This is a genomic window from Malikia sp., assembly GCF_028687635.1.
Lineage (GTDB): Bacteria > Pseudomonadota > Gammaproteobacteria > Burkholderiales > Burkholderiaceae_C > Malikia.
On the sequence record NZ_JAQTZS010000010.1, the window covers coordinates 25,082 to 49,266 of the forward strand.

The following is a 24,185-nucleotide window of genomic DNA, read 5'->3' on the forward strand; positions in this document are numbered from 1 at the left end:
CCATGATCACCCTCCCGCGCCACCGCCCCTGGCAAAAAATCGCTTCCTCCGCCCTGCTCGCGGTCACCCTGCTCGGCAGCTCGCTGGCGACGGCGGCCGACAAGCCGCTGCGCATCGGCACCCTGGTGCCGAAGAACTCGCTCTACCACCGGCAGCTGCTGGAGATCGGCGAAAGCTGGCGCGCGGCCCAGGGCGGCAACGCCAAATATCTGGTCTATCCCGACGGCAGCCAGGGCGGCGAGGCCGAGATGGCGCGCCGCATGCGCATCGGCCAGCTCCAGGGCGCCCTGCTGTCGGTGGTGGGCCTGCGCGAGATCGAACCCTCGATCGCGGCGCTGCAGGTCATGCCGCTGCTGTTCAGGAACTGGGAGGAAGTGGACCATGTGCGCGAGAAGATGCGCCCGGCCATGGAGAAGAAGTTCCTGGACAAGGGCTTCGTCGTGCTGACCTGGGGCGACGCGGGCTGGGTCAGGTTCTTCTCGAAGGAAGCCGCCTTGCGCCCGGACGACTACCGCAAGATGAAGTTCTTCGCCTGGGGCTCGGAGCCCGAACAGCAGTCCATCATGAAGAGCCTGGGCTACACCCCGGTGCCGCTAGAAACCACCGACATCCTGCCCGCGATCCAGACCGGCATGATCAGCGTGGTGCCTTCCACGCCCTACTTCGCGCTCGCCACCCAGATCTACACCAGCGCGCCGCACATGCTCGAAATCAACTGGGCGCCGATCGTCGGCGCGCTGGTGGTCACCCAGAAGGCCTGGGACGAGATGAACCCCGCCACCCAGCAAGCCCTGCGCGCCGCCAGCGAGAAGACCGGCGTCCAGATCCGCGCCAAGGCCAGGCAGGAAGTCGAGGAAGCGGTCGAGGCCATGAAGAAACGCGGCCTGACCGTGCACCGCCCCAACGCCGAGCAGATGAAGGAATGGACTGCGCTGGCCGAACAGCTCTACCCGCGCATTCGCGGCACCCTGGTGCCGGCCGAGACCTTCGATGAAGTCATGGTCCATCTGAAAGCCTACCGCGCCGGCAAGGGCAAGTGAAAGTGAGCGCTGTGCTGACCGCTCACCTAAAGCGCCTCGAAAAGGCCGACGAGCTGCTGTCGTCGGTGGCGCTGGTGCTGATGGCGCTGATTCCGGCGATCGAGATCCTGCTGCGCCCGCTGATGGGACGCGGCATCGAGAACGCGCCAGTGCTGGTGCAGCACCTGGGCCTGGTGCTGGCCATGTTCGGCGCGCTGGCGGCCGAACGGCACGGACACCTGACGACGCTGGCCGGTGGCGCCCGCGCCGACGGCACGCGGCCGAACCCGCTGCTGCACGCCTTGGCCCACGCCGTGGCCGCGCTGGTCTGCGGCATGCTCGCGCTGGCCAGCTGGCGCCTGGTCGCCAGCGAGATGGAGGTCTCGCATGTCCTGGCCTACGGCATGCCGCTGTGGTGGGTGCAAGCCAGCATGCCGCTGGGCTTTGCGCTGCTGGGCGTGAAGCTGGGCGCGCGCTGCCTGCCCATGCCCTGGGGCCGGCTGGCGGGCGGTCTGCTGTGCCCGCTGACCGGCCTGCTGCTGGCCTGGCAGTTCGACGGCGGCGCCCTGACGATCTGGCCGGGACTCCTGCTGCTGCTGGCCGCCTTGCTGGCCGGGGCCCCGATCTTCGCGGCCCTGGGCGGCCTGGCGCTGGCGCTGTTCTGGCAGGACGGCATGCCGCTGGCGTCGGTGGCGCTGTCGCATTACCAGATCACGGTCAACCCTTCGCTGCCCGCCCTGCCGCTGTTCACCCTGGCCGGCCTGGTGTTTGCCCGCACCGGCGCCGCGCAGCGCCTGGGCGACCTGTTCGTCGCCCTGTTCGGTCAGGGCGTGACCGGCACCGTGCTGGCGGCGGCCGTGCTGTGTTCCTGCTTCACGGCCTTCACCGGCGGCAGCGGCGTCACCATCCTGGCGCTCGGCGGCCTGCTGCTGCCGCTGCTCAAGCAGGCCGGCTACCCCGAGCGGCGTGGCATCGGCCTGGTGACCAGCGCCAGCGCCCTGGGCGTGCTGCTCGCGCCTTCGGTGCCGCTGATCATGTACGCGATCATCGCCCGGGTGCCGATCAACACCATGTTCCTGGCCGGCCTGCTGCCCGCCGCCGTGATGGTGAGCTTCCTGCTGATCTTCGGCGGCTACCTCAAGCGCGGCAAGGCCTCGGAGCCTGCCAGCCCGGCCAGCCGGATCAACCCCGCCGCAGCGCGCGACCGGCGCCTGATCCTGACGGCCGCCTGGAGCGCCAAGTGGGAAATCCTGGCGCCCTTCGTGGCGATCGGCTCGCTCGTCAGCGGCCTGGCCACGCCCACCGAAAGCGCCGCGCTGACCGCGCTCTACGCCGTGCTGACCCAGTCGCTGGCGCACCGGGAACTCTCCTGGCGCCTGCTGGGCCAGGCCTTGAGCGAATCGGCCCAGATCATCGGCGGCGTGCTGCTGATCCTGGGCATGGCGCTCGGACTGACCAACTACCTGATCGATGCCGGCATCCCGGACGCCGCGATCGAGGCGGTGCAGGCGCTGATTCCGAACCAGTTCGTCTTCCTGCTGGCGCTGACGCTGTTCCTGCTACTGGCCGGCGCGCTGATGGAGATCTTCGCCGCCATCGTGGTGCTGGTGCCGCTGCTGCTGCCGGTGGCCTTGAGCTACGGCATCGATGCTGTGCACTTCGGCATCATCTTCCTGGCCGCGATGGAAATGGGCTTCCTCTGTCCGCCGGCGGGCATGAACATTTACTTCTCATCGGCCATGTTCGGCAAGCCGGTGCGCTATGTCGCGCTGGCCGTGCTGCCCGCCTTGCTGGCGATCTTCCTCGGCACCCTGGCGATTGCCTGGCTGCCCGTGCTGGCGACCGGCTTGCCCGGGCTGCTGCTGCCTTGAGGCTGGTCGCGCTTGCAAAACTGCGCTATAACCCCCATCTGCCTTGCGGGATCGGAACTTTCCTCTTAGCACTCGATCCAACAGAGTGCTAACATTCGAGCATCCCCACAAGGGAAGGAGGAAGCCAAGACATGACCGCCATCGCCACCACCCACGCCCTGGCCCAACCCGCAAGCAGCTGGGGCAAGAGTTCCCTGACCATGCCGCCGCTGGGCAATCTGGACGCGTACATCAGCGCGGTCAACCGGCTTCCCTTGCTCTCGGCCGACGAGGAACGCGACTACGCCCGCCGTCTGCAAAAAGACAACGACCTCGAAGCCGCCGGCAAGCTGGTGATGTCGCACCTGCGCCTGGTGGTCTCTGTCTCGCGCCAATACCTGGGCTATGGCCTGCCACACGGTGACCTGATCCAGGAAGGCAACGTCGGCCTCATGAAGGCGGTCAAGCGCTACGACCCCGAGCAAGGCGTGCGCCTGGTCAGCTATGCGCTGCACTGGATCAAGGCCGAGATCCACGAATACATCCTGAAGAACTGGCGCATGGTCAAGGTCGCCACGACCAAGGCCCAGCGCAAGCTGTTCTTCAACCTGCGCTCGATGAAGCAGGGCTTCAAGGCCGATGCCGCCGAGGCCGACACCCACCGCGAACGCCTGAGCGAGCACGAGATCGACCTCGTCGCGCAGGAACTCAAGGTCAAGCGCGAGGAAGTCATCGAGATGGAGACCCGGATGTCGGGCGGCGACGTGCTGCTCGACCCCAGCCCGGGCGATGACGGCGAGGATGCCTACGGCCCGATCGCCTGGCTGGCCGATGCCCGCCACGAGCCGACCGCGGTGATCGAGGCGACCCAGCGCGACCTGCTGGCCAGCGAGGGCATCAGCGAGGCGCTGGAAGCGCTCGACCCGCGCTCGCGCCGCATCGTCGCCGAGCGCTGGCTCAAGGTCAACGACGACGGCTCGGGCGGCATGACGCTGCACGAACTGGCGGCCGAATACGGCGTCAGCGCCGAGCGCATCCGCCAGATCGAGGTCGCCGCGATGAAGAAGATGCGCAAGGCACTCGAAGCCTACGCCTGAGCCCGGCCCACCAAGCTGGCCGGCCGGCTTCAGAGCTTGATGCCGCGAGCGCCCGACGGGTCGAGCTTGAAGACGCCGACGAGCTCCTCCAGATGCCCGGCCTGGTCCTGCAGCGACTGCGCCGCCGCGGAGGCCTGCTCCACCATGGCCGCGTTCTGGTGCGTCACGTTGTTCATGTCCGAAATGGCGCTGTTGACGCGCTCGATGCCCACGGTCTGCTCGGAGCTGGCGTTGGCGATGCGGCCCATGATATCGGTCACATGACCGATGCTCGCGACGATCTCGTCCATGGTCTCGCCGCCCTGACGCACCAGGACGCGACCGGCGCCGACCTTCTCGACCGAATCGTCGATCAGCTGCTTGATCTCCCTGGCCGCGGTCGCCGAACGCTGCGCCAGGCTGCGCACCTCGGACGCCACCACGGCAAAGCCGCGTCCCTGCTCGCCGGCACGCGCCGCCTCCACTGCCGCGTTGAGCGCCAGGATGTTGGTCTGGAAGGCGATCGCGTCGATCACGCCGATGATGTCGACGATCTTGCTCGAGGAAGCATTGATGGACTCCATCGTGCTGACCGCCTGCGACACCACGGCCCCGCCCTTGACGGCCACCTCGGACGCCGCCAGCGCGAGCTGATTGGCCTGGCGCGCGCTGTCGGCGTTCTGATTGACGGCGGAGGTGAGCTCCCGCATCGAAAACGCGGTCTTGTCCAGGGTACTGGCTTGCAGTTCCGTGCGCGAGGACAAGTCCGCGTTGCCGCTGGCGATGTCGCTGGCGGCCTGGTAGATGGTGTCGGTGCCGGCTCGCACCTGACCGACGATCTTGACCAGGCCATCGTTCATGTCCTTGAGCGCTTGCTGCAGTTCGCCGATTTCATTGCGCGAGTCGACCGTGATCGACTGCGTCAGATCGCCGGCAGCGATGCTCCTGGCGACCTGGACGCCCTGCTCCAGCGGCTGCGTCACCACCCTGCGGATGAAGGGATAGATCAGCATCAGCACCGGAATGCCCGTGATGACCGCAGCCAGGATCGACTTGAAACGCTGATCGGCCAGCTGGGCGTTGACCTGCTCCAGCGACACCTTCATGCTGACGGCGCCCAGCACCGTGTTCTCCGGCACCTGATGACACTGCAGGCAGTTCTTGCCGAGATAATCGGACTTGGCCAGCGCCGGACGCACGGCACGCAGGTACTCGCCCTTGGCGTCGGATTCGACTTGAATCAGCGATTGACCATTATTGAGCACCCATTGCTCGGCCACGTCAGGCTCGCGGTCGTCCTTGTCATTACCGGGACCGAAGGCCTTGGTCACGCTGTCGCCGCGCAGCACCCGCACATCACGTATCGTGCCCAGCTGCTTGATCTGGTCCAGGAACACGTCGCGCTGCCCGACCGTGCCGGTCACCATCATGCCCGTCAGGCCAGCCATGGTGGCGCTGTGCATGCTCAGCGAATAATCCTCGGCCTGCTTGAGCGCCGCCTCGCGGTAGACATAGCTTTGCCAGACGATCACGCCCGACCAGACCACGCACAAAGCCGCGGCGATCGTGATCAACAACTGAACCCAAATCCTATACTTGGCCACTCGCACGGTTTGTCTCCTAGGCGGCGAAAGGGCTATTCTAAGGAGGGTTTTAAAAGTAACCCATATGACAATGGATTCGATCCATGTCGAAAAGACCGATCGAAAAGAATCGACCGGACTTTCCGTCTCGCCCATGATGCCGCCCAGCGGGAAACCGCCCACGGCGCCACGGGACAAACCCTAGGCGACTCCAGGCGGGTGCCAGACCCGTCTCAGCTCTCGCGGCGCAGCGCCGGGAACAGCACCACGTCGCGAATGCTCGGGCTGTCGGTCAGCAGCATGATCAGGCGGTCGATGCCGATGCCACAGCCACCAGCCGGCGGCATGCCGTGCTCGAGCGCGCGCACGAAGTCGTGGTCGAAGAACATCGCCTCGTCGTCGCCGGCATGCTTGTTCTCCACCTGCGAATGGAAGCGGGCGGCCTGGTCCTCGGCGTCGTTGAGCTCGGAGAAGCCGTTGCCGACCTCGCGCCCGGTGATGTAGAGCTCGAAGCGCTCGGTCACGCTCGGATCATTGTCGCTGGCGCGCGCCAGTGGCGAGATCTCGGTCGGGTGGTTGCAGATGAAGGTCGGGTTCCAGAGCTTGTCCTCGACCGTCTCCTCGAAGTACATCACCTGCAGGCCAGCCAGGCTGCGGCTGTCCAGCCGGTCCTTGACCGGGTCCATGCCGAGCTTGCGCAACTGCGCGATCAGCCAGTCACGGTCGTCCACGCTGTCGCCAGCCTCGGTGTGCTTGAGGATGGCCTCGCGGATCGTCAGGCGCTCGAACGGGGCCTCCAGATCCACATCCTGGCCCTGGTAGCTGAGCTTGCCGGTGCCACAGACGCGGTTCGCGGCATGGCGGATCAGCTGCTCGGTGAACACCATCAGGTCGAGGTAGTTCCAGTAACCCGCGTAGAACTCCATCATGGTGAACTCGGGGTTGTGGCGCACGCTGATGCCTTCGTTGCGGAAGTTGCGGTTGATCTCGAACACCCGCTCGAAACCGCCGACCAGCAGCCGCTTGAGATACAGCTCGGGCGCGATGCGCAGGAACATGTCCTGCTCCAGCGCGTTGTGGTGGGTGGTGAAGGGCCGGGCATTGGCGCCACCGGCGATCGGGTGCAGCATCGGCGTCTCGACTTCCAGGAACTCGTGCTGCACCATGAACTCGCGGATGCTGGTGACGGCCAGGCTGCGCGCCATGAAGCGCTTGCGCGCCTGCTCATCCATCATCAGGTCGACGTAGCGCTGGCGATACTTTGTCTCCTGGTCCTGCATGCCGTGGAACTTGTCGGGCATCGGACGCAGGCTCTTGGTCAGCATGCGGATGCGGTCGGCCTTGATGGTGAGCTCGCCGGTGCGGGTCTTGAACAGCTCGCCCTCGATCGCGATGATGTCGCCCAGGTCCCAGTGCTTGAAGGCGGCGTGGATGGCCTCGCCAACCCCCTCGTTGTTGATGTAGGCCTGGATGCGGCCGCCGGTCGGGCCGAAGGACGAATCCTGCACGGTCGCGAAGCTGGCCTTGCCCATCACGCGCTTGAGCATCATGCGGCCGGCGACCGAGACGCGCACCTTCATCGGCTCCAGCATCTCGTTGCTGATATGGCCGTACTCGGCCTGCAGCTGCTCGGCGCGGTGCTGCGGCTTGAAGTCGTTCGGGAAGGCCGGGCCCTGGCCGGCGGCTTGCGCCTCGCGCAGGCCTTTGAGCTTCTCGCGGCGCTCGGTGATCAGCTGGTTGTGTTCTTCGGCCGGGATGGCGTGGTGTTCTTGCGTCATGGGGCTAGGGGGGTTGCGGCGTGCGCGGCCTGCGCACAAACCCCTATTCTAATTTTTCGCGCGACTGGCGGTTCAGTTCCTCCAGCTCGCGCAGCTTGGCGGCGATCTTGATCTCCAGCCCGCGCTCGACCGGACGGTAGAAGCCGGGACTTGCCATGCCGTCTGGCAGGTAGTGCTCGCCCGCGGCGAAGCCGCCCGCCTCGTCATGCGCATAGCGGTACTCGTGCCCGTAGCCCAGTTCCCTCATCAGCTTGGTCGGCGCATTGCGCAGGTGCAGCGGCACCGGCCGCGTGCCGTCCTGCTTCACGAAGGCCTTGGCCGCGTTGAACGCCTGATAGACCGCATTGCTCTTGGCCGCCACCGCGAGGTAGACCAGCGCCTCGGCCAGCGCGAGTTCGCCCTCGGGCGATCCGAGGCGCTGGTAGACCTCGGCCGCGTCGAGACAGAGGCGCAACGCGCGCGGGTCGGCCAGGCCGATGTCCTCGCTCGCCATTCGGACCATGCGCCGCGCCAGGTAGCGCGGATCGGCGCCGCCGTCGAGCATGCGCGCGAACCAGTACAGCGCCGCGTCGGGGTCCGAGCCGCGCACGCTCTTGTGCAGCGCCGACATCTGGTCATGGAACTGCTCGCCCCCCTTGTCGTAGCGGCGCATGCGCTCGCCCAGCACCTTGAGCAGCCAGTCGTCCGTGATTTCAGGCAGCTGCTGCGCCTGCGCGGTGACCGCCAGCGTCTCCAGCGTGTTGAGCAGGCGACGCGCGTCGCCATCGGCATAGGCCAGCAGCCGCTGCAACGCGGCTTGCTCCAGCGTCGGCACCGCGCCGATCGCCTGCGCGCGCTGCACCAGCCGGGCTAGATCGTCCTCGGACAGTGGCTGCAGCACATAGACCGCCGCGCGTGACAGCAACGCCGAATTGACCTCGAAGCTCGGGTTCTCGGTCGTCGCGCCGACGAAGGTGAACAGGCCGCTTTCGACATGCGGCAGGAAGGCGTCCTGCTGGCTCTTGTTGAAGCGGTGCACCTCGTCGACGAAGACGATGGTCGCCCGCGGCTGCAGGCCGTCCCTGACATGCTCGGCTTTTTCCACCGCCTCGCGGATGTCCTTGACCCCGCCGAGCACCGCGCTGATCGCGATGAACTGCGCGTCGAAGGCCTGCGCCATCAGGCGCGCGATCGTGGTCTTGCCGACCCCGGGCGGCCCCCAGAGGATGCAGCTGTGCGGGCGGCCCGACTCGAAGGCGATGCGCAGCGGCATGCCAGGCCCGAGCAGGTGCTGCTGGCCGATGACTTCCGAGAGGCGGTGCGGGCGCAGCTGCTCGGCCAGCGGGACATGAGGCTTGTTCACGGTCTCGATTATCCGGTGGTCGGGGTCCTGCGGGCGACGAACACCATGCCGTATCGCTCGACCCATTCAACGATTGTCGAATTCATCCTATCCCATTAGGATGCTCCAAGGACATTTCATTTCCATCAAAACCCGAGTCGCGCTCCACCGGCCGGCCATCGGATCATCTGAACAGGGAGCAACCAAGATGAAGCTATCGCATGAACCCGCAGCGGCGAAAGACAGCGACCCAAAGGGGGGGCTGACCAAGATTCTCGCGGCGGTCGGCTTCTCGTTGCTGTACGCCGGCGCGCTGGCCCAGGCCCCCGCGCTGCAGGCCTACGGCGCCGACCCGACCCAGACCTCGGTCTCGGGTCTCTCATCCGGCGCCTACATGGCGGTGCAGTTGCAGGTGGCCTACTCGAAGGACATCATCGGCGCCGGCGTGATCGCGGGTGGACCCTATTACTGCGCGGGCAATCTGTACAGTACCTGGTCGCCAATCGAAAAACTGGAGCACTGCATGGGCAAAAGCCCTTCCTTGCAGGAGGACGCGGACAGGGCGAGCAAGGAGCTGCAAAACCTGGCCGCCAAGGGCCTGATAGACGACGTCGCCCATCTCGCGAACCGGCGCATCTACGTCTTCCATGGCAGCAAGGATGAGATCGTGCTGGAGCCGGCAACCAAGGCGACGGTATCGTTTTTTCAGCAAGCCGGGGTCAAGCACCTCAAATACGACAACCAGCTTGGCGCAGGCCATGCGGTGATTTCCCCGGGCCAGGGCAACGACTGCCCGGACAACGCGAGCCCCTACATCAGCCACTGCCAGATCGACAAGACGGATCAGCCATACGACCAGGCCGGCGAACTGCTCAAGCATATCTATGAGTCGCCGGGCAAAGCCCCCCTGAATCCACCGGGCACCGCGTCTTCCGACCAGATCGTAGCCTTCGACCAGCGTCCCTACACTAGCGGCGCGACCAACATGGCTGACACAGGCTACCTCTACGTGCCGCAGGTCTGCACAGAAGCGGGTTCGAACTGCAAAGTGCATGTCGCCTTGCACGGTTGCCTGCAGTCCGACCAATCCCTGCAGGAGACCCAGCAGCCCGAGCGCTTTCACCGCGACGCAGGCTACAACCGCTGGGCCGAGACCAACCGCCTGCTGGTGCTCTACCCACAGGTCAACCGGTCTTCCCTCTGGTGGAACACCAACCCCACGGGCTGCTGGGACTGGTGGGGCTACAGCGGCTACTGGTGGCGCAACGATTACGCCTACAAGTCCGCGCCCCAGATGAAGGCCATCATGGCGATGACGCGCCGACTCACTGAACGCCCCTGAGCCAGCCATGCCAAGCCACCGACTGCGACCAGCCGCCGCACCCGGAACGCCATGAGCAGCCAACTGCCGCACGCAGCGGCGTGGCTGCGCCAGCGCTGCGGTGCGATCTCGCTGCTCATATCGAGGTGCGCCTGGGCGGGATCTACGCGCTGGCGGCGAGCACCTCGGGCCGCTGGGGCACGACATCCCGCACCAAACGCTGCGGATGGGAAAAGCACAGGAAGCGCTCGTTGGTCGCGCGGCCGATCGCGCAGAGCCCGACCTGTTCGGCCACGGCCAGTCCCATCTGCGTCGTGCCGCTGCGCGAGACCACGACCGGAATCCCCATCTGGGCCGACTTGATCACCATCTCGCTGGTCAGCCGGCCCGTGGTGTAGAAGACCTTGTCCGCGCCCTGCATTGCTGCCGGGTCCTGCAGCCACATCCAGCCCGCGATGGTGTCGACCGCGTTGTGGCGGCCGACATCCTCGACGAACAGCAGCAGCTCGGAGCCGCGAAACAGCGCACAGCCATGCACCGAGCCGGAGCGCTTGTAGACGGAGTCCTGCTGCCGGATCTGGCGCACGATCGCGTACAGATCCGACTGACGCAGCTGGGCCTCGGACGGCAGCTCGATCAGGTCGACCTCGTCCATCAGGCCGCCGAAGACGCTGCCCTGGCCGCAGCCGGTCGTGACCACGCGGCGCGCGGTACGATCCTCGATCGCCGCGATGCCATGGCGGGTCCTGACCGCAGCGGCACCGACCTCCCAGTCGACCGTGATCGACTCGATCTCATCGACCGAGCCGATCAGCCGCTGGTTGCGCAGATAGCCCAGCACCAGCCACTCGGGATGGGCGCCCAGCGTCATCAGCGTGACGAGCTCGCGCCTATCGACATAGATCGTCAGGTCGCGCTCGGCGGGAATGGCGATCTCGCGCGGCTGGCCAAACTCGTCATGCACCGTGACCTGACAGGTCTGCGGCGCGCGAGCCTGGGTCAGCTCAGGGCTTTTTGTCACTGTTCTTGGGCACGGGCGCTGCGGCGGTTGCGGTTGCGGTTGCGGTTGCGGTTGCGGTTGCGGTTGCGCCAGCATTGGCCGCAGGCGCAGCGGGTGCTGGCACGGCGGCGACGAATGGCCCGGGATCGGTACAGGCCGGAGCCACCGCCGGCCTGGCCGCCTGGGGATGGGTCTTGAAGTAATGCGCGGCCGCCTTCTCGGACGCCAGGCAGGTCTTGTAGCCATCGACCCGGGTCTGGTGCGCGGCTCGGGCCTTGGTCTCGGCCGCCTTGGCCTGGTCCTCGGGGCTGAGCTCCGACGTCGGCAGCTTGGCCAGCACGGCAGCGGGCAACAGGGCGAGCAGCGCTAGGGTTTTCAGTTTCATGTGGGTTCCTGGGCGCGGGATTCAGGACTGGCGGCGGGCGATGCTGGCCACGGCACTGCGCCGGACCGGAATCTTGCCGGCCTGGATGTCGTCATGCCAGAGCTGATGGTGCTCGCGCGCCCAGCCCGGCTCGACATAGCCGGTCTTCATCGCGCGGTAGGCGCCGCGCACGCCGACCGTGCCCATGTAGACATGGCCGGCGATCATGGCACAGGAGAGCAGCGCCAGCGTGGCATGGACGACATGCGCGAGCTGCATGTCGGCGCGGAAATAGTCCAGCCCCGGCACCAGCTTGTCGAGCATCAGGCCAGAGGCCACCAGCAACAGGCCGGGAATCGTCACCGCCCACCAGAAGATGCCCTTCTCGCCCGCGTTGAAACGGTGCGAGGGCAGCTGGCCCTGCCCCAGCATGCCGCCGGCGCGCGCCAGCCACTGGATGTCGGCCCGGTTCGCGATGTTGTCCTTGATGAAGGTCGCGATCATCACCAGCAGCGAAACCGCGAACAGCGGCCCGACGAAGTTGTGCAGGTTCTTGAGCGCGTAGGCCAGCCAGCCGAACAGCGTGCCGCCCAGCACCGGCAGCAGGAAGAACTTGCCGAACGCCAGCACCAGCCCCGACAGCGCCAGCGTCAGGAAGGCGGCGGCGTTGCTCCAGTGCGCGGCGCGCTCGAACGGGGTGAAGCGCTCGATCGGCTCGCCCTGTCCCGGCGGATGCTCCTCGCCGAGCGGTCCCTTGGCGAAGTAGAACAGCCCGAGCGCGAGCGCGACGATCAGCAGCAAGGCGGCACCGTAAGGCAGCAGCACGCGGTTGCGCAGCTGGCGCCAGGCCTCGCCGGCGCTGGCCGGGCGCACCAGCGGGTACTGCACGGTCGGCTGGATCAGGGTGCCATATTCGGCATAGGGCAGGTTGACCGTGCCGGTCACGCCCTGCCCGACCTGGCGCCAGACCGGCGTGTTGTTGCCGGGCTGGACCTGGGTCCGCTGGGCATTGCTTTGCTCGGCATAGCCGGGCTCGGCGCTGGCATCCTGCAGCGTCAGGATGTCGGCGCTGCGGATGGCCGGCGCTGCTGTCGGCAGGGTGACGGGCGCAGCAACTGGCCCGGACTCGGCGGCAAGCACCAGCCCGCCAGCCAGCAGCAGCGCGGCGAGCAGGCCAGCGCGCAGCGGCGAGGTGGCAGAGAAAAAGATCCGGTTCATGGCTCGCTCCGGTTCAGGGCTGGGTCGAGCGGCTGTACTCGTTCTGGCCGTACTGGGCACGCGCGCGCAACTGCCGGCTCCAGGCATTGGCGTCGCCGGCCTGCCAGCCCGGCTGTGCGTAGGGGCTCTGGCCCACGCCCTGGTGGGCCGGCCGGTCGGACTTGATGCCGCCGCCGAGCTGCTGCGGCTGCTCGCCGCAGGCCGACAGCGCGAGCACGGCGCCAAGCAGCGCGCCCAGGGTCAGCAGGCGTGGCTTCATGATGCGCCTCCCTGCGGCTTGGCCGGCTTGCTGCCGTAGGCGGTGCCCCAGCCCCAGACCTCGGCGCCCTTGCCGCGCTGCACGACCCGGGTGCGGAAGATGTCAGCCACCACGTCGCCATCACCCGCGAGCAGCGCCTTGGTCGAGCACATCTCGGCGCAGGCCGGCAGCTTGCCCTCGGCCAGGCGATTGCGCCCGTATTTCTCGAACTCGGCCTGGCTGCCGTTCTCCTCCGGGCCGCCGGAGCAGAAGGTGCACTTGTCCATCTTGCCGCGCACGCCGAAGGTGCCGTTGGACGGGAACTGCGGCGCGCCGAAGGGACAGGCGTAGCTGCAGTAGCCGCAGCCGATGCAGACATCCTTGTCGTGCAGCACCACGCCCTCGTCGGTGCGGTAGAAGCACTGCACCGGACAGACCGCCATGCAGGGCGCGTCGCTGCAGTGCATGCAGGCGACCGAGATCGACTTCTCGCCCGGCACGCCGTCGTTGAGCGTGACGACGCGGCGGCGGTTCACGCCCCAGGGCACCTCGTGCTCGTTCTTGCAGGCGGTGACGCAACCGTTGCACTCGATGCAGCGCTCGGCGTCACAAATGAATTTCATGCGTGCCATCTCAAGCCCTTTCGACGTTGCAGATCTGCGTCTTGGTTTCCTGCATCATGGTCACGATGTCGTAGCCATAGCCGGTCGCGGTGTTGACCGCCTCGCCGCGCACGATCGGGTGCGCGCCCTCGGGGTAATGCTCGAGCAGGTCCTTGCCCTGCCAGCGGCCCGAGAAGTGGAAGGGCAGGAACACGGTATCGGGCGCGACGCGCTCGGTCACCAGCGCCTGCACGTTGAGCCGGGCGCCGGTCGGACTCGTGACCCAGGCCCGGCCGCCGTTTCGGATGCCGCGCGCGGCGGCCGTCGCCGGGTTGATCTCGACGAACATCTCCTGCTGCAGCTCGGCCAGCCAGGGGTTGGAGCGGGTTTCCTCGCCGCCGCCCTCGTACTCGACCAGGCGGCCCGAGGTCATGATGAGCGGGAACTTCTCGTGCAGCTTCTCGTCGATGTTCTTCTGCTGCAGCGACTTGTAGAGAACGGGCAGGCGCCAGCGGTTCTTCTGGTCGTCGTGGGTCGGGTACTTGGCCACCAGGTCGGGGCGGATGCCGAAGATCGGCTCGCGGTGCTGCGGAATCGCGTCGGGGAAGTTCCAGACCACGGCACGCGCCTTGGCGTTGCCAAACGGGTGGCAGCCATGGTTCTGCATGAAGACGCGCATCATGCCGCCGCTGGAGTCGGTCTTCCAGTTCTTGCCCTCGGCCTGGGCCTTCTCGGCCTCGGTGAGCTCGTCCCACCAGCCCAGCTTCTTGAGCAGCACATGGTCGAGCTCGGGGTAGCCGGTCGTGATGTCGGCGCCCTTGGAGTGCGAACCGTCCTCGGCCAGCAGGCTGACGCCGTCCTTCTCGACGCCGAAGTTGGCGCGGAAGTTGCCGCCACCGTCCATCACATGCACCGAGGTGTCGTACAGGTTGGGCGAGCCGGGGTGCTTGAGCTCGGGCGTGCCGTAGCAGGGCCAGGGCAGGCCGAAATAGTCGCCCGTCAGGTCGTAGCCGGTCTCGGCATCGACCACCTTGCCCTTGCACCTGAGCGTCTTGACGTCAAAGGCGTGCATGTTGCGCATGTGCGCCTTCAGCCGCTCGGGGCTGTGGCCGGTGTAGCCGATGGTCCAGACGCAGCGGTTGATCTCGCGCAGGATGTCCTCGATCACCGGCTCGTCCTGGCCCTTGACCTGCTGCAGCTTGACGTTCTTGACCAGTTCCTTGTCGAAGCCGAGCTTCTGCGCCAGCTGGTACATGATCATGTGGTCGCTGCGGCTCTCCCACAGCGGGTCGATGACCTTCTCGCGCCACTGGACCGAGCGGTTGGACGCGGTGCAGGAGCCGCTGGTCTCGAACTGGGTGGTCGCCGGCAGCAGATAGACCGCACGCTGCGGATTCAGGTCGGCGGCGTCACCCGGCATCGCCGCCATGGCGGCGGTGGCGGACGGATAGGGATCGACGACGACGAGCAGGTCGAGCTTGTCCATCGCGCGCTTCATCTCCAGGCCGCGCATCTGCGAGTTGGGCGCGTGGCCCCAGTAGAAGACGCCGCGCAGGTTCGGGCCCTGGTCGATATGCTCGTTCTTCTCGAGCACGCCGTCGATCCAGCGCGAGACCGTGATGCCGGGCTTGGTCATCTGGCCTTCGGCGTACCGGGCCTTGATCCACTCGTAGTCGACGCCCCAGGCAGCCGCGAAATGCTTCCAGGAACCCTCGGCCAGACCGTAGTAGCCCGGCAGCGAATCGGGATTCGGGCCGACATCGGTCGCGCCCTGCACGTTGTCATGGCCACGGAAGATGTTGGTGCCACCGCCGCTCTTGCCGATGTTGCCCAGCGCCAGCTGCAGCAGGCAGGAGGCCCGCACGATGGCGTTGCCAATCGTGTGCTGGGTCTGGCCCATGCACCAGACGACGGTGCCGGGACGGTGCTCGTGCAGCATGGTGGCGACACGCAGCACCTGCTCCTCCTTGACGCCGCAGGCCTCCTCGACCTTGTCGGGCGTCCACTTGGCCAGCACTTCCTCGCGTACCTGGTTCATGCCCCAGACCCGGTCCTTGATATAGGCCTGGTCTTCCCAACCGTTCTTGAAGACATGGTGCAGGATGCCGAACAGGAAAGGGATGTCGGAGCCGGAACGGATGCGGACGAACTCGTCGGCCTTGGCCGCGGTGCGGGTGAAGCGCGGATCGACCACGATCATCTTGCAGCCGTTTTCCTTGGCGTGCAGCATGTGCAGCATCGAGACCGGGTGCGCCTCGGCCGCGTTCGACCCGATGTACAGCGCGACCTTGCTGTTTTGCATGTCGTTGTACGAGTTGGTCATCGCGCCGTAACCCCAGGTGTTGGCCACGCCAGCGACCGTGGTCGAGTGGCAGATGCGCGCCTGGTGGTCGCAGTTGTTGGTGCCCCAGAAGCTGACGAACTTGCGCAGCAGGTAGGCCTGCTCGTTGCTGTGCTTGGACGAGCCGATGAAGTAGACGCTGTCGGGACCGCTGGCGGCGCGCAAGGCCTTCATCCGGTCGGCAATCTCGCTCAGTGCCTGCTCCCAGGAGATGCGCTGGTACTTGCCGTTGACCAGCTTCATCGGATGGCGCAAGCGGTATTCGCCGTGTCCATGCTCGCGCAGCGAGGCACCCTTGGCGCAATGCGCGCCGAGGTTGATCGGCGAGTCGAACACCGGCTCCTGGCGCACCCAGACGCCGTTCTCCACCACGGCATCGACGGCGCAGCCGACCGAGCAGTGGCTGCAGACGGTGCGACGCAGCTCGATCTTGCGCTGGCCGTCGGCCTGTGTGCCCGCGGCGGCCTCGGCCTTGCGCACCAGGCTGAGCTGGCCGGCCGCCAGGCCGACCCCCACGCCCAGGCCGGAGCGGCGCAGGAAACCGCGCCGGTCCATCGTCGGCAGGGCCTGCGTCAGGCCATGCTGCAGGCGCTGCACCAGGCCGCCGGTCGTGGAAGCAGCGCCGCCAGCGCCGCGAGTGGTTTTTTTGGTCAGGTTCATGGCATTACCTCGCCCGATGGGACAGGCCGCAGGCGGCCCAAGTGCAGGGACCGTCAGATGCGGGTGGTCTGGTAGTAGCGGCGCACATGCTCGGTCAGCCGGTAGCCGCTGCCCTGCTCGGACGAGGCCGGCTCGGTGCTGGGCGCCCCCTTGGCGACCAGCCCGGTAGCGGGCAAGGCTGCGGCCACCGCCGCGACGGCACCGACCGTGCCGGCGCCGGCAAACCAGCGGCGGCGGCTCAGACCGGGTGGGGAGGAATCGTTCTTCATATTGTTCTCCGACTGCATGACGCGGCTACAGCGACGACGGCCGCACCCATGCCCATGACTGTAACGCCTACCAGGACATGACGGCAATCCTGCGCTGCAACAAGCAAGGCGGCAGCGCAGAGACTTCAGTCGAGCAGGTCGAAGCCCTGCGCCTCGACGGCCATGAAGGCGCGCGTGAAGCCCGCCAGCGCCGAGTAGAAACGTGCCCGAGGCTGGGCCGCGACCGCATCGCACAAGCGCTCGACCCAGGGCTGCAGGTGGCGCGCGAAGAAGGCCTGCTGCCGCGCCAGGTTGGCGACCTCGACATCGTCGCCCGCGATCAGGTAGCGCATCACCTCGCACAGGCAGGCGAGATGGTCCTCGGTCTCGGGCATGCCGGGGTCGCGTGCCAGGCCAAGCCGATCGAGGTCGGCGCGCAGCGCGGCGAGTGGTTTCTCGTTCAGGAAGCCGCTCAGGTACTCGGAACCGTAGACACTGACCGCCGGCTTGCCGACACCGCCGAACAGCTGATCGAACTCGTCATGAATCGCGGCATCGTCCGTGGCACGGGCGGCGGCAACCAGCGCTTGCCAGGGCTGCTCCAGGTAGGCACCGGCGCTGGGCGCATCGGTCGGGGCGACGCGCAGTTGCGCCAGCAGCGCGGGAGTGGGCGGTGCGTAGAACAGCGCCGCCAGCAGACCGTAGAGCTCGGCGCGGGCGGTTTCCTCGTCGAGCGCGGAGGAGAGGGGCAGATCGTTCATCGCAGGAGTCACAGGTCGGTGATGCGGGTTTCGGCGCTGGTGTGCAGGTCGATGACGCGGCAGTCGCCGCACATCTTGAGCCGCTCGGCTGCGCCGCCCTGGAACATCGGGTGCGCGCCGAGCCGCGCGATCATGGCCGCGATGCCGCGCTCGGTGCCAAAGGGCATGCCGCAGCGGATGCAGTGGAAGGCCGCCTGCTCGGCGACCACGCGCGGCTCGCGCCGGCTGGCATCGAGCAGCAGGCGCGGCTCCAGCGTGATCGCCTGCTCGGGGCAGGTGCGCGCGCACAGGCCGCATTGCAGGCAGTTCTTCTCGATCAAGCGCAGCTGCGGCTGGCCGGGGTTGTCCTGCAGCGCGCCGGCCGGGCAGGCGCCAACGCAGCTCAGGCACAGCGTGCAGGCGTCGGCATCGACACGCACCGAGCCCAGCGGAGCCGCCGCCGGCAGCGCGATCGCGGTTGGCAGCGATGGCAGCGGCGCCTGCTGCCGCAGGTGTTCCAGCGCCAGTTCGAGCGTGGCGCGCTTGTCGGCCTGCAGCGCGAAGCGGGCTGGCTCGCGCACGCCCTGCGCTGGCGCGATTCGGGCCTCGGCGTCGAGCGCGGCGATATCGCGCGCGTCGCGCGCCTGCAGCAGGCGGAAATGCTCGCCAGCGTAGCCCAGGCCGGACAGCAGCGACTGAGCGACTTCGATCTGTTCGCGCAGCGCGCGCCGGTAGTCCGGTGCCTCGGCATCAGTGGTCAGCAACCAGACCTGGCTGGCGCCCTGCGCGATGGTGGCCAGCCAGAACTCGATCCCGAGGCTGGCGACATGGCGCAACGGCCAGGGCAGCACGCGCGCCGGCACGCCGTTCAGGCTGCGGTCGAGCCGGGCGGCACGGCCCCAGTCGTCGATCAGCTGGCTGCCGACCTCGTCGCTGTGCAGCAGCAGGACGGCGTCGCGACCGCCGGCCCGGGCATGGGTGGACAGCAGGCGGCGCAGCTTGTCGCCCTGATGCGCCAGGCTGGGGTAGGCATAGGACAGCGCGCCGCTCGGGCAGACCGTGCTGCAAGCGCCACAGCCGGCGCACAAATGCGGGTCGACATGGATCTGGGCCCGCGCCTTGTCGGCGCCGCCGCTGCGGCTGGAGACCGCCGAGGCCGAACAGATGTCGATGCAGGCGCTGCAGCCGGTCTTGCCGTTGCGGCCATGCGCGCACAGGCGCGACTGGTACTGGACGAAGCGCGGCTGCTCGAACTCGCCGACCTGATCGCGCAGGGTCAGCAGTGCGGTCAGCTGCGTTTGCGCGTCGGCCTTGGGCGGCAGGTGAAAATAGCCCTGCGGCTTCTGGTGCTGGCTGAAGGCCGGGGTCTCGCGCAGGTCCAGCACTAGGTCGAAGCGCTCGCCCTGAAGCTGCGGCGCGCGCTGGAAGTCGATCGCGCCGGCCGCCTCGCAAACGCGCACGCAGTCGCGGTGGCCTTTGCAGGCCTGCAGGTCGATCTGGTAGTCGAGGCCGATCGCGCCCTCGGGGCAGGCCTCGACGCAGGCGTTGCAGCGGGTGCAGAGGTCTAGGTCGATGGGATTGTCGGCGCTCCACTTGAGCTCGAAGGCGCCGAGCCGCCCGCTCAAACGCCGCAGCTGGCCAGCCAGCACCGGGTGGCGCCGCTGCTGGCGGCCAGCGCCACCAGTGGCGAACAGGGTGATGTCGAGTGCATCGTCGAGCCGTTGCGCCAGCGCCTCGGCGTGTTCGAGCGGGCCGATGACGAGCAGCCGCCCCTCGCTGCGAAAGCTCACGGTCGGCACCGGGTCGGGGTCGGGCAATTGCGCGAGCGCGAGCAGCGCCGCCATCTTGGGGGTGGCCTGCCTGCCCTCGCGACCCCAGCCGCCGGTCTCGCGCAGATTCACGAAGCGGATCGGCCGCGCTTCGGGCGATGGCGCGCCCTCGGTCTGCGCCGCCAACTCGGCGAACAGGCGGCGCTCCTGGGTGCAGGCGACCACCAGCGGGCCGCCGTGCTTGGCCACGCGCTGGAAGGCCGGCGCCTCCCGGCGGCACAGGGTGCTGTGCTCGACCAGGGTTTCGCCCAGGGCGCGACCCAGTGCCGGTACGTCGAGCGGGAGGGTGCGGTTGCAGTTGCAGATCAGGGTGGTCATGGTGCGGGATCGGAAGGCGGAAGATCGCGCCGTGCGTCGGCGACCAGCTCAGGCCTGGGGCGACCGGGTAGGCCTGGGCCGTTCTGTACTGCATCGGCACACGGCAGGGCAGCGGACGAATCAGGCGACGCTGTGTCGGCAACATGGGCCGCAGGGGCTTGAGCCTCGCTGCTGGGTGTCGTTGCGGCCTGCTGCGTCTCGCACGCTCGCGCCATTGGGAAATGCGCCGCGAGCAGCTCGCGCGCTACCGCCAGCGGCAGCGGGTCGGGCTTGGAGTAGTCGTCGATATAGATGTCGAGCCCGTCCATCACATTGAAGTGCGGATCGGTGAACAGCTGCTTGAAGGCGACGTTGCGCACCTCGGGCGCGACCGCGCGCGCAACGAAGGGCCGGAAGTCGGAGGCTGGCGTGAGCCGCTGCGCGTCCTGCAGCGTGGGCGGAGGCGAAGCTGGCGGGGCCGGTTCGACCTGCCCGACCGGTCCGGGCGGCGCTGCAGGGTCCACGGCAGCGCCGGTTGGGGCCGAGGACGCAAGGCCCTGCACCGAGTGCTGGCTGGGTGGGGGCCGGACAGCAGGCGCAGGCGAAGTGTGAGGCGCGGACTCCGGCTCGGGCGGCAGGGTCGCGCCGGAGCGTGCTTGTGCCTTGCGCCTGGCCCAGCGGCCCAGGAAACCGTCGGAATCGGCCGTCATGACGCCTCGCCGCCGCCACGGCCACCACGGCCTCGGCGCTCCCCGGTGCTGATGCTGACCGGATTGCCGAAGCGGTCGGCCAGCGACTGGAAGCTGGCGGGCCGCTGACGGCGCTTGGGCTCGGGCCGGTAGCGGGACTCGACATAGGCCGCCAGCCAGGCGATGACCGCCGCCGACGCTGGCACCTGATCGACCCGCTCCTGCGCGTCGAGCCAGCGGCCAGCGTCGTGGTAGCTCAGGGTCGCGATCTGCGGCAGCGGCGCGGGCGAGCCGTCGGGCAGGACGGCCTCGTCGGGGCGCCACATGACCCAGCAGCAGGGCTGGGGCGAGCTCAGGTTGAGGTAGTAGCCTTCGAGATCGTCGGGATGAAGCTCCAGTGCCAGGCCAGGGTAGAGCCAGTGGCTGGCCTGATCCGGTCCATCCGCTTCGTCCGGCTCGCCCGCAGCGGGTTCGAGCGGCAGCGGTCCGACCGGCGCGGGCAGGTCCAGCTGCTCAAGCGCCTCGCCCGTCAGCACATCGGCCAGCACCCAGCGCCAGCGCTGCCAACGGCTCATCGGGCCGCTGACGGGCTCGCGCCGCATCACCACGGCCAGCTCGACCCGGTTCGGCGCGTCAGCCTGCATGGTTCAGCTGTCCTTGGAGATGGTGATGGTCGGGAACTTGGACGAGAAGTCCTTGGCCCGCTGTGCGACCTTGATCGCCACCTGGCGCGCGACCGACTTGTAGAGGCCGGCGACCTCGCCGTCCGGGTCGGCGACCACGGTCGGACGGCCGCTGTCGGCCTGCTCGCGGATCTGCAGCTTGAGCGGCAGCGCGCCCAGGTAGTCGAGGCCGAACTCGGCCGCCATGCGCTGGCCGCCGTCGGCACCGAACAGATGCTCGACATGGCCGCAGTGGGAACAGACATGGACCGCCATGTTCTCGACCACGCCCAGGATCGGCACGCCGACCTTCTCGAACATCCTGACGCCCTTGCGCGCGTCGAGCAGCGCGATGTCCTGCGGCGTGGTGACGATCACGGCGCCGGTGATCGGCACCCGCTGGCTCAGGGACAGCTGGATGTCGCCGGTGCCGGGCGGCATGTCGACGATCAGATAGTCGAGGTCGTTCCAATTCGTCTGGCGCAGCAGCTGATCCAGTGCCTGGGTCGCCATCGGACCACGCCAGATCATGGCCTCGTCCTTGTCGACCAGGAAGCCGATCGAGTTGACCTGCACGCCGTAGTTCTGCAGCGGCTCCATCAGCTTGCCGTCCAGGCTCTCGGGGCGACCTTCGATGCCCATCATGGTGGGCTGGCTCGGGCCGTAGATGTCGGCGTCGAGGATGCCGACGCGCGCGCCCTCGGCGGCCAGCGCCAGCGCCAGGTTGACGGTGGTGGTGCTCTTGCCCACGCCGCCCTTGCCGGAAGCCACCACGATGATGTTCTTGACGCCCGGCAGCAGCGCCACGCCGCGCTGGACCTGGTGCGCGGTGACCAAGGTACGGATCGCGACCGAGACATTGCCGACGCCGGCGACGCCGCGCGCGGCCTGGATCAGCGCCTCGCGCAGGGCCGGGATCTGGCTCTGGGCCGGATAGCCGAGCTCGACCTCGAAGGAGACGCTGTCGCCCTGGATCTTCAGGTGCTTGAGCGCCTTGGTGGACACGAAGTCCAGGCCGGTGTTGGGGTCGATGACGGTTTGCAGCGCCTGCAGCAGCGCCTGTTGGTCGATGGCCAAGTTTTTTCTCCAGCTGAACATGGAGCTGATTGTGCCCGCATCCTGGATACGGCCCGATACCCATGCCCCCAGCGGGGGCCAGGGCAATGGCAATGCGCGCACCGATAAAATCATCGGATTAGTCAACGCCGCCAGGTCCAAACCGCATGCCCAGTCCGAACCGCCGCTTCTTCGTCACCACCGCCCTGCCCTACGCCAACGGCAACTTCCACATCGGCCACATCATGGAATACATCCAGGCCGATATCTGGGTCCGCCTGCGCCGCCTGCAGGGCCACGAGGTGCATTTCGTCGGCGCCGACGACGCGCATGGCGCGCCGATCATGATCGCGGCCGAGAAGGCCGGCATCACGCCGCAAGCTTTCGTCGCCAACATCGCGGCCGGCCGCGCCCAGTACCTCGACGGCTTCAACGTCAGGTTCGACCACTGGAGCTCGACCGACAGCCCCGAGAACCACGAACTGGCGCAGCAGATCTACCGCGACCTGAAGGCCAATGGCCTGATCTCGACCAAGACCATCGAGCAGTTCTTCGACCCCGAGAAGGGCATGTTCCTGCCGGATCGCTTCATCAAGGGCGAATGCCCCAAGTGCGGCGCCAAGGACCAGTACGGCGACAGCTGCGAGAGCTGCGGCGCCGTCTACGCGCCGACCGAGCTCAAGAGCCCCTACTCGGCGCTGTCGGGCGCCACGCCGGTGCTGCGCAGCTCGGAGCATTACTTCTTCAAGCTGAGCGACCCGCGCTGCATCGATTTCCTGGAGAACTGGACCGCCGAGGCCGGCCACCTGCAGCCCGAGGTGCTCAACAAGATCAAGGAATGGTTCCGCAAGGAAGAGGACGAGCACGGCAACCTGGTCGGCGGCCTGGGTGACTGGGACATCAGCCGCGACGCGCCCTACTTCGGCATCGAGATTCCCGACCTGCCCGAGGGTTCGCCGCGCAAGTATTTCTACGTCTGGCTCGACGCGCCAATCGGCTACCTGGCCTCGCTCAAGAACTATCTGGGCCGGATCGGCGTCGATTACGACCGCTACATCGCCGACCCGGCGGTCGAACAGGTGCACTTCATCGGCAAGGACATCACCTACTTCCACACCCTGTTCTGGCCCGCGATGCTGCATTTCAGCGGCCGCAAGACGCCGAGCCAGATCAACGTGCACGGCTTCATCACCGTCAACGGCGGCGAGAAGATGAGCAAGAGCCGTGGCACCGGCATCGACCCGCTCAAATACCTCAAGCTGGGCATGAACCCCGAGTGGCTGCGCTACTACCTGGCCGCCAAGCTCAACAGCCGCAACGAGGACGTCGACTTCAACCCGGACGACTTCGCGGCCCGCGTCAACTCGGACCTGGTCGGCAAGTACATCAACATCGCCAGTCGCGCGGCCGGCTTCCTGTCCAAGCGCTTCGGCGGCCAGCTGGCTGCCGTCTCGCCCGATGGCGAGGCGCTGCTGGACCACCTGCAGACCGCCATTCCCGGCATCGTCGAGCTCTACGCCGAGCGCGAATACGGCAAGGCGATCCGCGAAGTGATGGCGCTGGCCGACCGCGTCAACGAGTTCGTCGACGCCAACAAGCCCTGGGAGCTCGCCAAGCAGCCAGGCATGGAAGCCCGCCTGCAGGATGTCTGCACCACCTGCGTCGAGGCCTTCCGCGTGCTGACCGCGCTGCTGAAACCAGTGCTGCCGGCGCTGGCCGCCAACGTCGAGGCCTTCCTGCAATGCGCGCCGCTGGACTTCGACAACGCCGCGAGCCCGCTGGGCGCCGGCCATGTGATCGGCGTCTACCAGCACCTGATGCAGCGCGTCGACGTCAAGCTGCTCGAAGCGCTGTTCGAGCCGCCGGCCGCCCCCGAACCGGAACAGGTCATCCCCGGTGGCGAGGAGATCGCGCCGACCATCGGCATCGACGACTTCGCCAAGGTCGACCTGCGCATCGCGCGGATCGAGAACTGCGAGCCGGTCGAGGGCTCGACCAAGCTGCTGCGCCTGACGCTCGACGTCGGCGAGGGCCGGATGCGTAACGTCTTCTCCGGCATTGCGAGCATGTACAGGCCCGAGGACCTGATCGGCAAGCTGACCGTGATGGTCGCCAACCTGGCGCCGCGCAAGATGAAGTTCGGCATCAGCGAGGGCATGGTGCTGGCCGCCAGCCACGCCGACGAGAAGGCGCAGCCCGGCATCCATGTGCTGCACCCCTGGCCGGGCGCGCAGCCGGGCATGCGGATACACTGAGTAAAACCCCCGAGTGACCCCGGAAGCTGCAGGGTTTA

General features: G+C 67.6%; 20 protein-coding genes. 5 read left to right on the forward strand and 15 right to left on the reverse strand.

Features of this window, described 5'->3' with window-relative positions; genetic code table 11:
* Window positions 1-2 precede the first annotated feature (2 nt).
* From dctP to rpoH, 3 genes are all read left to right on the forward strand, one after another.
* A complete protein-coding gene (gene dctP, locus PHR85_RS08115; RefSeq protein ID WP_300052784.1) occupies window positions 3-1,040 on the forward strand; it encodes a TRAP transporter substrate-binding protein DctP in 1,038 nt (345 codons plus the stop codon).
* Entirely contained in the window at window positions 1,037-2,890 is a 1,854-nt protein-coding gene (locus tag PHR85_RS08120; protein WP_300052787.1) for a TRAP transporter large permease subunit, read from the forward strand. Before dctP ends, PHR85_RS08120 begins: the two co-directional genes overlap by 4 nt.
* Before the next feature lie 131 nt (window positions 2,891-3,021).
* Window positions 3,022-3,966: an RNA polymerase sigma factor RpoH gene (rpoH, locus tag PHR85_RS08125; RefSeq protein WP_300052790.1), complete on the forward strand. Its 945-nt coding sequence runs from the start codon at window positions 3,022-3,024 to the stop codon at window positions 3,964-3,966.
* Window positions 3,967-3,995: 29 nt separating this feature from the next.
* Here the strand turns inward: rpoH and PHR85_RS08130 are convergent, their stop codons facing one another.
* The 3 genes from PHR85_RS08130 to PHR85_RS08140 all read right to left on the reverse strand — a co-directional run bounded on the left by PHR85_RS08130 (window position 3,996) and on the right by PHR85_RS08140 (window position 8,657).
* The gene (locus PHR85_RS08130; RefSeq protein WP_300052793.1) at window positions 3,996-5,519 is read right to left on the reverse strand and encodes a methyl-accepting chemotaxis protein; all 1,524 of its coding nucleotides are present in this window, start codon (window positions 5,517-5,519) and stop codon (window positions 3,996-3,998) included.
* Between the two features lie 242 nt (window positions 5,520-5,761).
* Window positions 5,762-7,306: a lysine--tRNA ligase gene (lysS, locus tag PHR85_RS08135; RefSeq protein WP_300052795.1), complete on the reverse strand. Its 1,545-nt coding sequence runs from the start codon at window positions 7,304-7,306 to the stop codon at window positions 5,762-5,764.
* A 43-nt stretch (window positions 7,307-7,349) separates the two neighbouring features.
* Window positions 7,350-8,657, reverse strand: coding sequence for a replication-associated recombination protein A (locus PHR85_RS08140; RefSeq protein ID WP_300052976.1), 1,308 nt, complete (start codon window positions 8,655-8,657; stop codon window positions 7,350-7,352).
* A gap of 178 nt (window positions 8,658-8,835) precedes the next feature.
* Here PHR85_RS08140 and PHR85_RS08145 point away from each other — a divergent pair, with 178 nt between their 5' ends.
* Window positions 8,836-9,969 (forward strand): prolyl oligopeptidase family serine peptidase, encoded by a 1,134-nt coding sequence (locus PHR85_RS08145; protein WP_300052798.1) that lies wholly within the window; start codon window positions 8,836-8,838, stop codon window positions 9,967-9,969.
* 142 nt (window positions 9,970-10,111) lie between these two features.
* Here the strand turns inward: PHR85_RS08145 and PHR85_RS08150 are convergent, their stop codons facing one another.
* The 12 genes from PHR85_RS08150 to apbC all read right to left on the reverse strand — a co-directional run bounded on the left by PHR85_RS08150 (window position 10,112) and on the right by apbC (window position 21,913).
* Window positions 10,112-10,969 (reverse strand): formate dehydrogenase accessory sulfurtransferase FdhD, encoded by an 858-nt coding sequence (locus tag PHR85_RS08150; protein ID WP_300052801.1) that lies wholly within the window; start codon window positions 10,967-10,969, stop codon window positions 10,112-10,114.
* Entirely contained in the window at window positions 10,953-11,333 is a 381-nt protein-coding gene (locus tag PHR85_RS08155) for a hypothetical protein (protein WP_300052804.1), read from the reverse strand. The genes PHR85_RS08150 and PHR85_RS08155 overlap by 17 nt, the downstream gene beginning before the upstream one ends.
* 21 nt (window positions 11,334-11,354) lie before the next feature.
* Entirely contained in the window at window positions 11,355-12,530 is a 1,176-nt protein-coding gene (locus tag PHR85_RS08160) for a formate dehydrogenase subunit gamma (protein WP_300052807.1), read from the reverse strand.
* Between the two features lie 13 nt (window positions 12,531-12,543).
* Window positions 12,544-12,789, reverse strand: a complete 246-nt coding sequence (locus tag PHR85_RS08165; protein ID WP_300052810.1) for a hypothetical protein — start codon at window positions 12,787-12,789, stop codon at window positions 12,544-12,546.
* On the reverse strand, window positions 12,786-13,400 hold the full coding sequence (gene fdh3B / locus PHR85_RS08170) for a formate dehydrogenase FDH3 subunit beta (protein WP_300052813.1): 615 nt from the start codon (window positions 13,398-13,400) through the stop codon (window positions 12,786-12,788). The genes PHR85_RS08165 and fdh3B overlap by 4 nt, the downstream gene beginning before the upstream one ends.
* Before the next feature lies 1 nt (window position 13,401).
* The gene (locus PHR85_RS08175) at window positions 13,402-16,371 is read right to left on the reverse strand and encodes a formate dehydrogenase subunit alpha (protein WP_300052816.1); all 2,970 of its coding nucleotides are present in this window, start codon (window positions 16,369-16,371) and stop codon (window positions 13,402-13,404) included.
* A gap of 53 nt (window positions 16,372-16,424) precedes the next feature.
* A complete protein-coding gene (locus PHR85_RS08180) occupies window positions 16,425-16,640 on the reverse strand; it encodes a formate dehydrogenase (protein WP_300052817.1) in 216 nt (71 codons plus the stop codon).
* A gap of 125 nt (window positions 16,641-16,765) precedes the next feature.
* Entirely contained in the window at window positions 16,766-17,380 is a 615-nt protein-coding gene (locus PHR85_RS08185; RefSeq protein ID WP_300052820.1) for a molecular chaperone TorD family protein, read from the reverse strand.
* 8 nt (window positions 17,381-17,388) lie between these two features.
* Window positions 17,389-19,506, reverse strand: a complete 2,118-nt coding sequence (locus PHR85_RS08190; protein ID WP_300052823.1) for a 4Fe-4S dicluster domain-containing protein — start codon at window positions 19,504-19,506, stop codon at window positions 17,389-17,391.
* Window positions 19,503-20,195: a DUF3306 domain-containing protein gene (locus PHR85_RS08195; RefSeq protein ID WP_300052826.1), complete on the reverse strand. Its 693-nt coding sequence runs from the start codon at window positions 20,193-20,195 to the stop codon at window positions 19,503-19,505. The genes PHR85_RS08190 and PHR85_RS08195 overlap by 4 nt, the downstream gene beginning before the upstream one ends.
* Window positions 20,192-20,818, reverse strand: coding sequence for a DUF3305 domain-containing protein (locus PHR85_RS08200; RefSeq protein ID WP_300052829.1), 627 nt, complete (start codon window positions 20,816-20,818; stop codon window positions 20,192-20,194). The genes PHR85_RS08195 and PHR85_RS08200 overlap by 4 nt, the downstream gene beginning before the upstream one ends.
* A gap of 3 nt (window positions 20,819-20,821) precedes the next feature.
* Window positions 20,822-21,913 (reverse strand): iron-sulfur cluster carrier protein ApbC, encoded by a 1,092-nt coding sequence (apbC, locus tag PHR85_RS08205; protein WP_300052832.1) that lies wholly within the window; start codon window positions 21,911-21,913, stop codon window positions 20,822-20,824.
* A 146-nt stretch (window positions 21,914-22,059) separates the two neighbouring features.
* Between apbC and metG the strand changes: the two genes are divergently transcribed.
* Window positions 22,060-24,147 carry a methionine--tRNA ligase gene (gene metG / locus PHR85_RS08210; protein ID WP_300052834.1) on the forward strand — a complete coding sequence of 696 codons (2,088 nt, stop codon included), beginning with the start codon at window positions 22,060-22,062 and terminating at the stop codon, window positions 24,145-24,147.
* The last annotated feature ends 38 nt before the right edge of the window (window positions 24,148-24,185 follow it).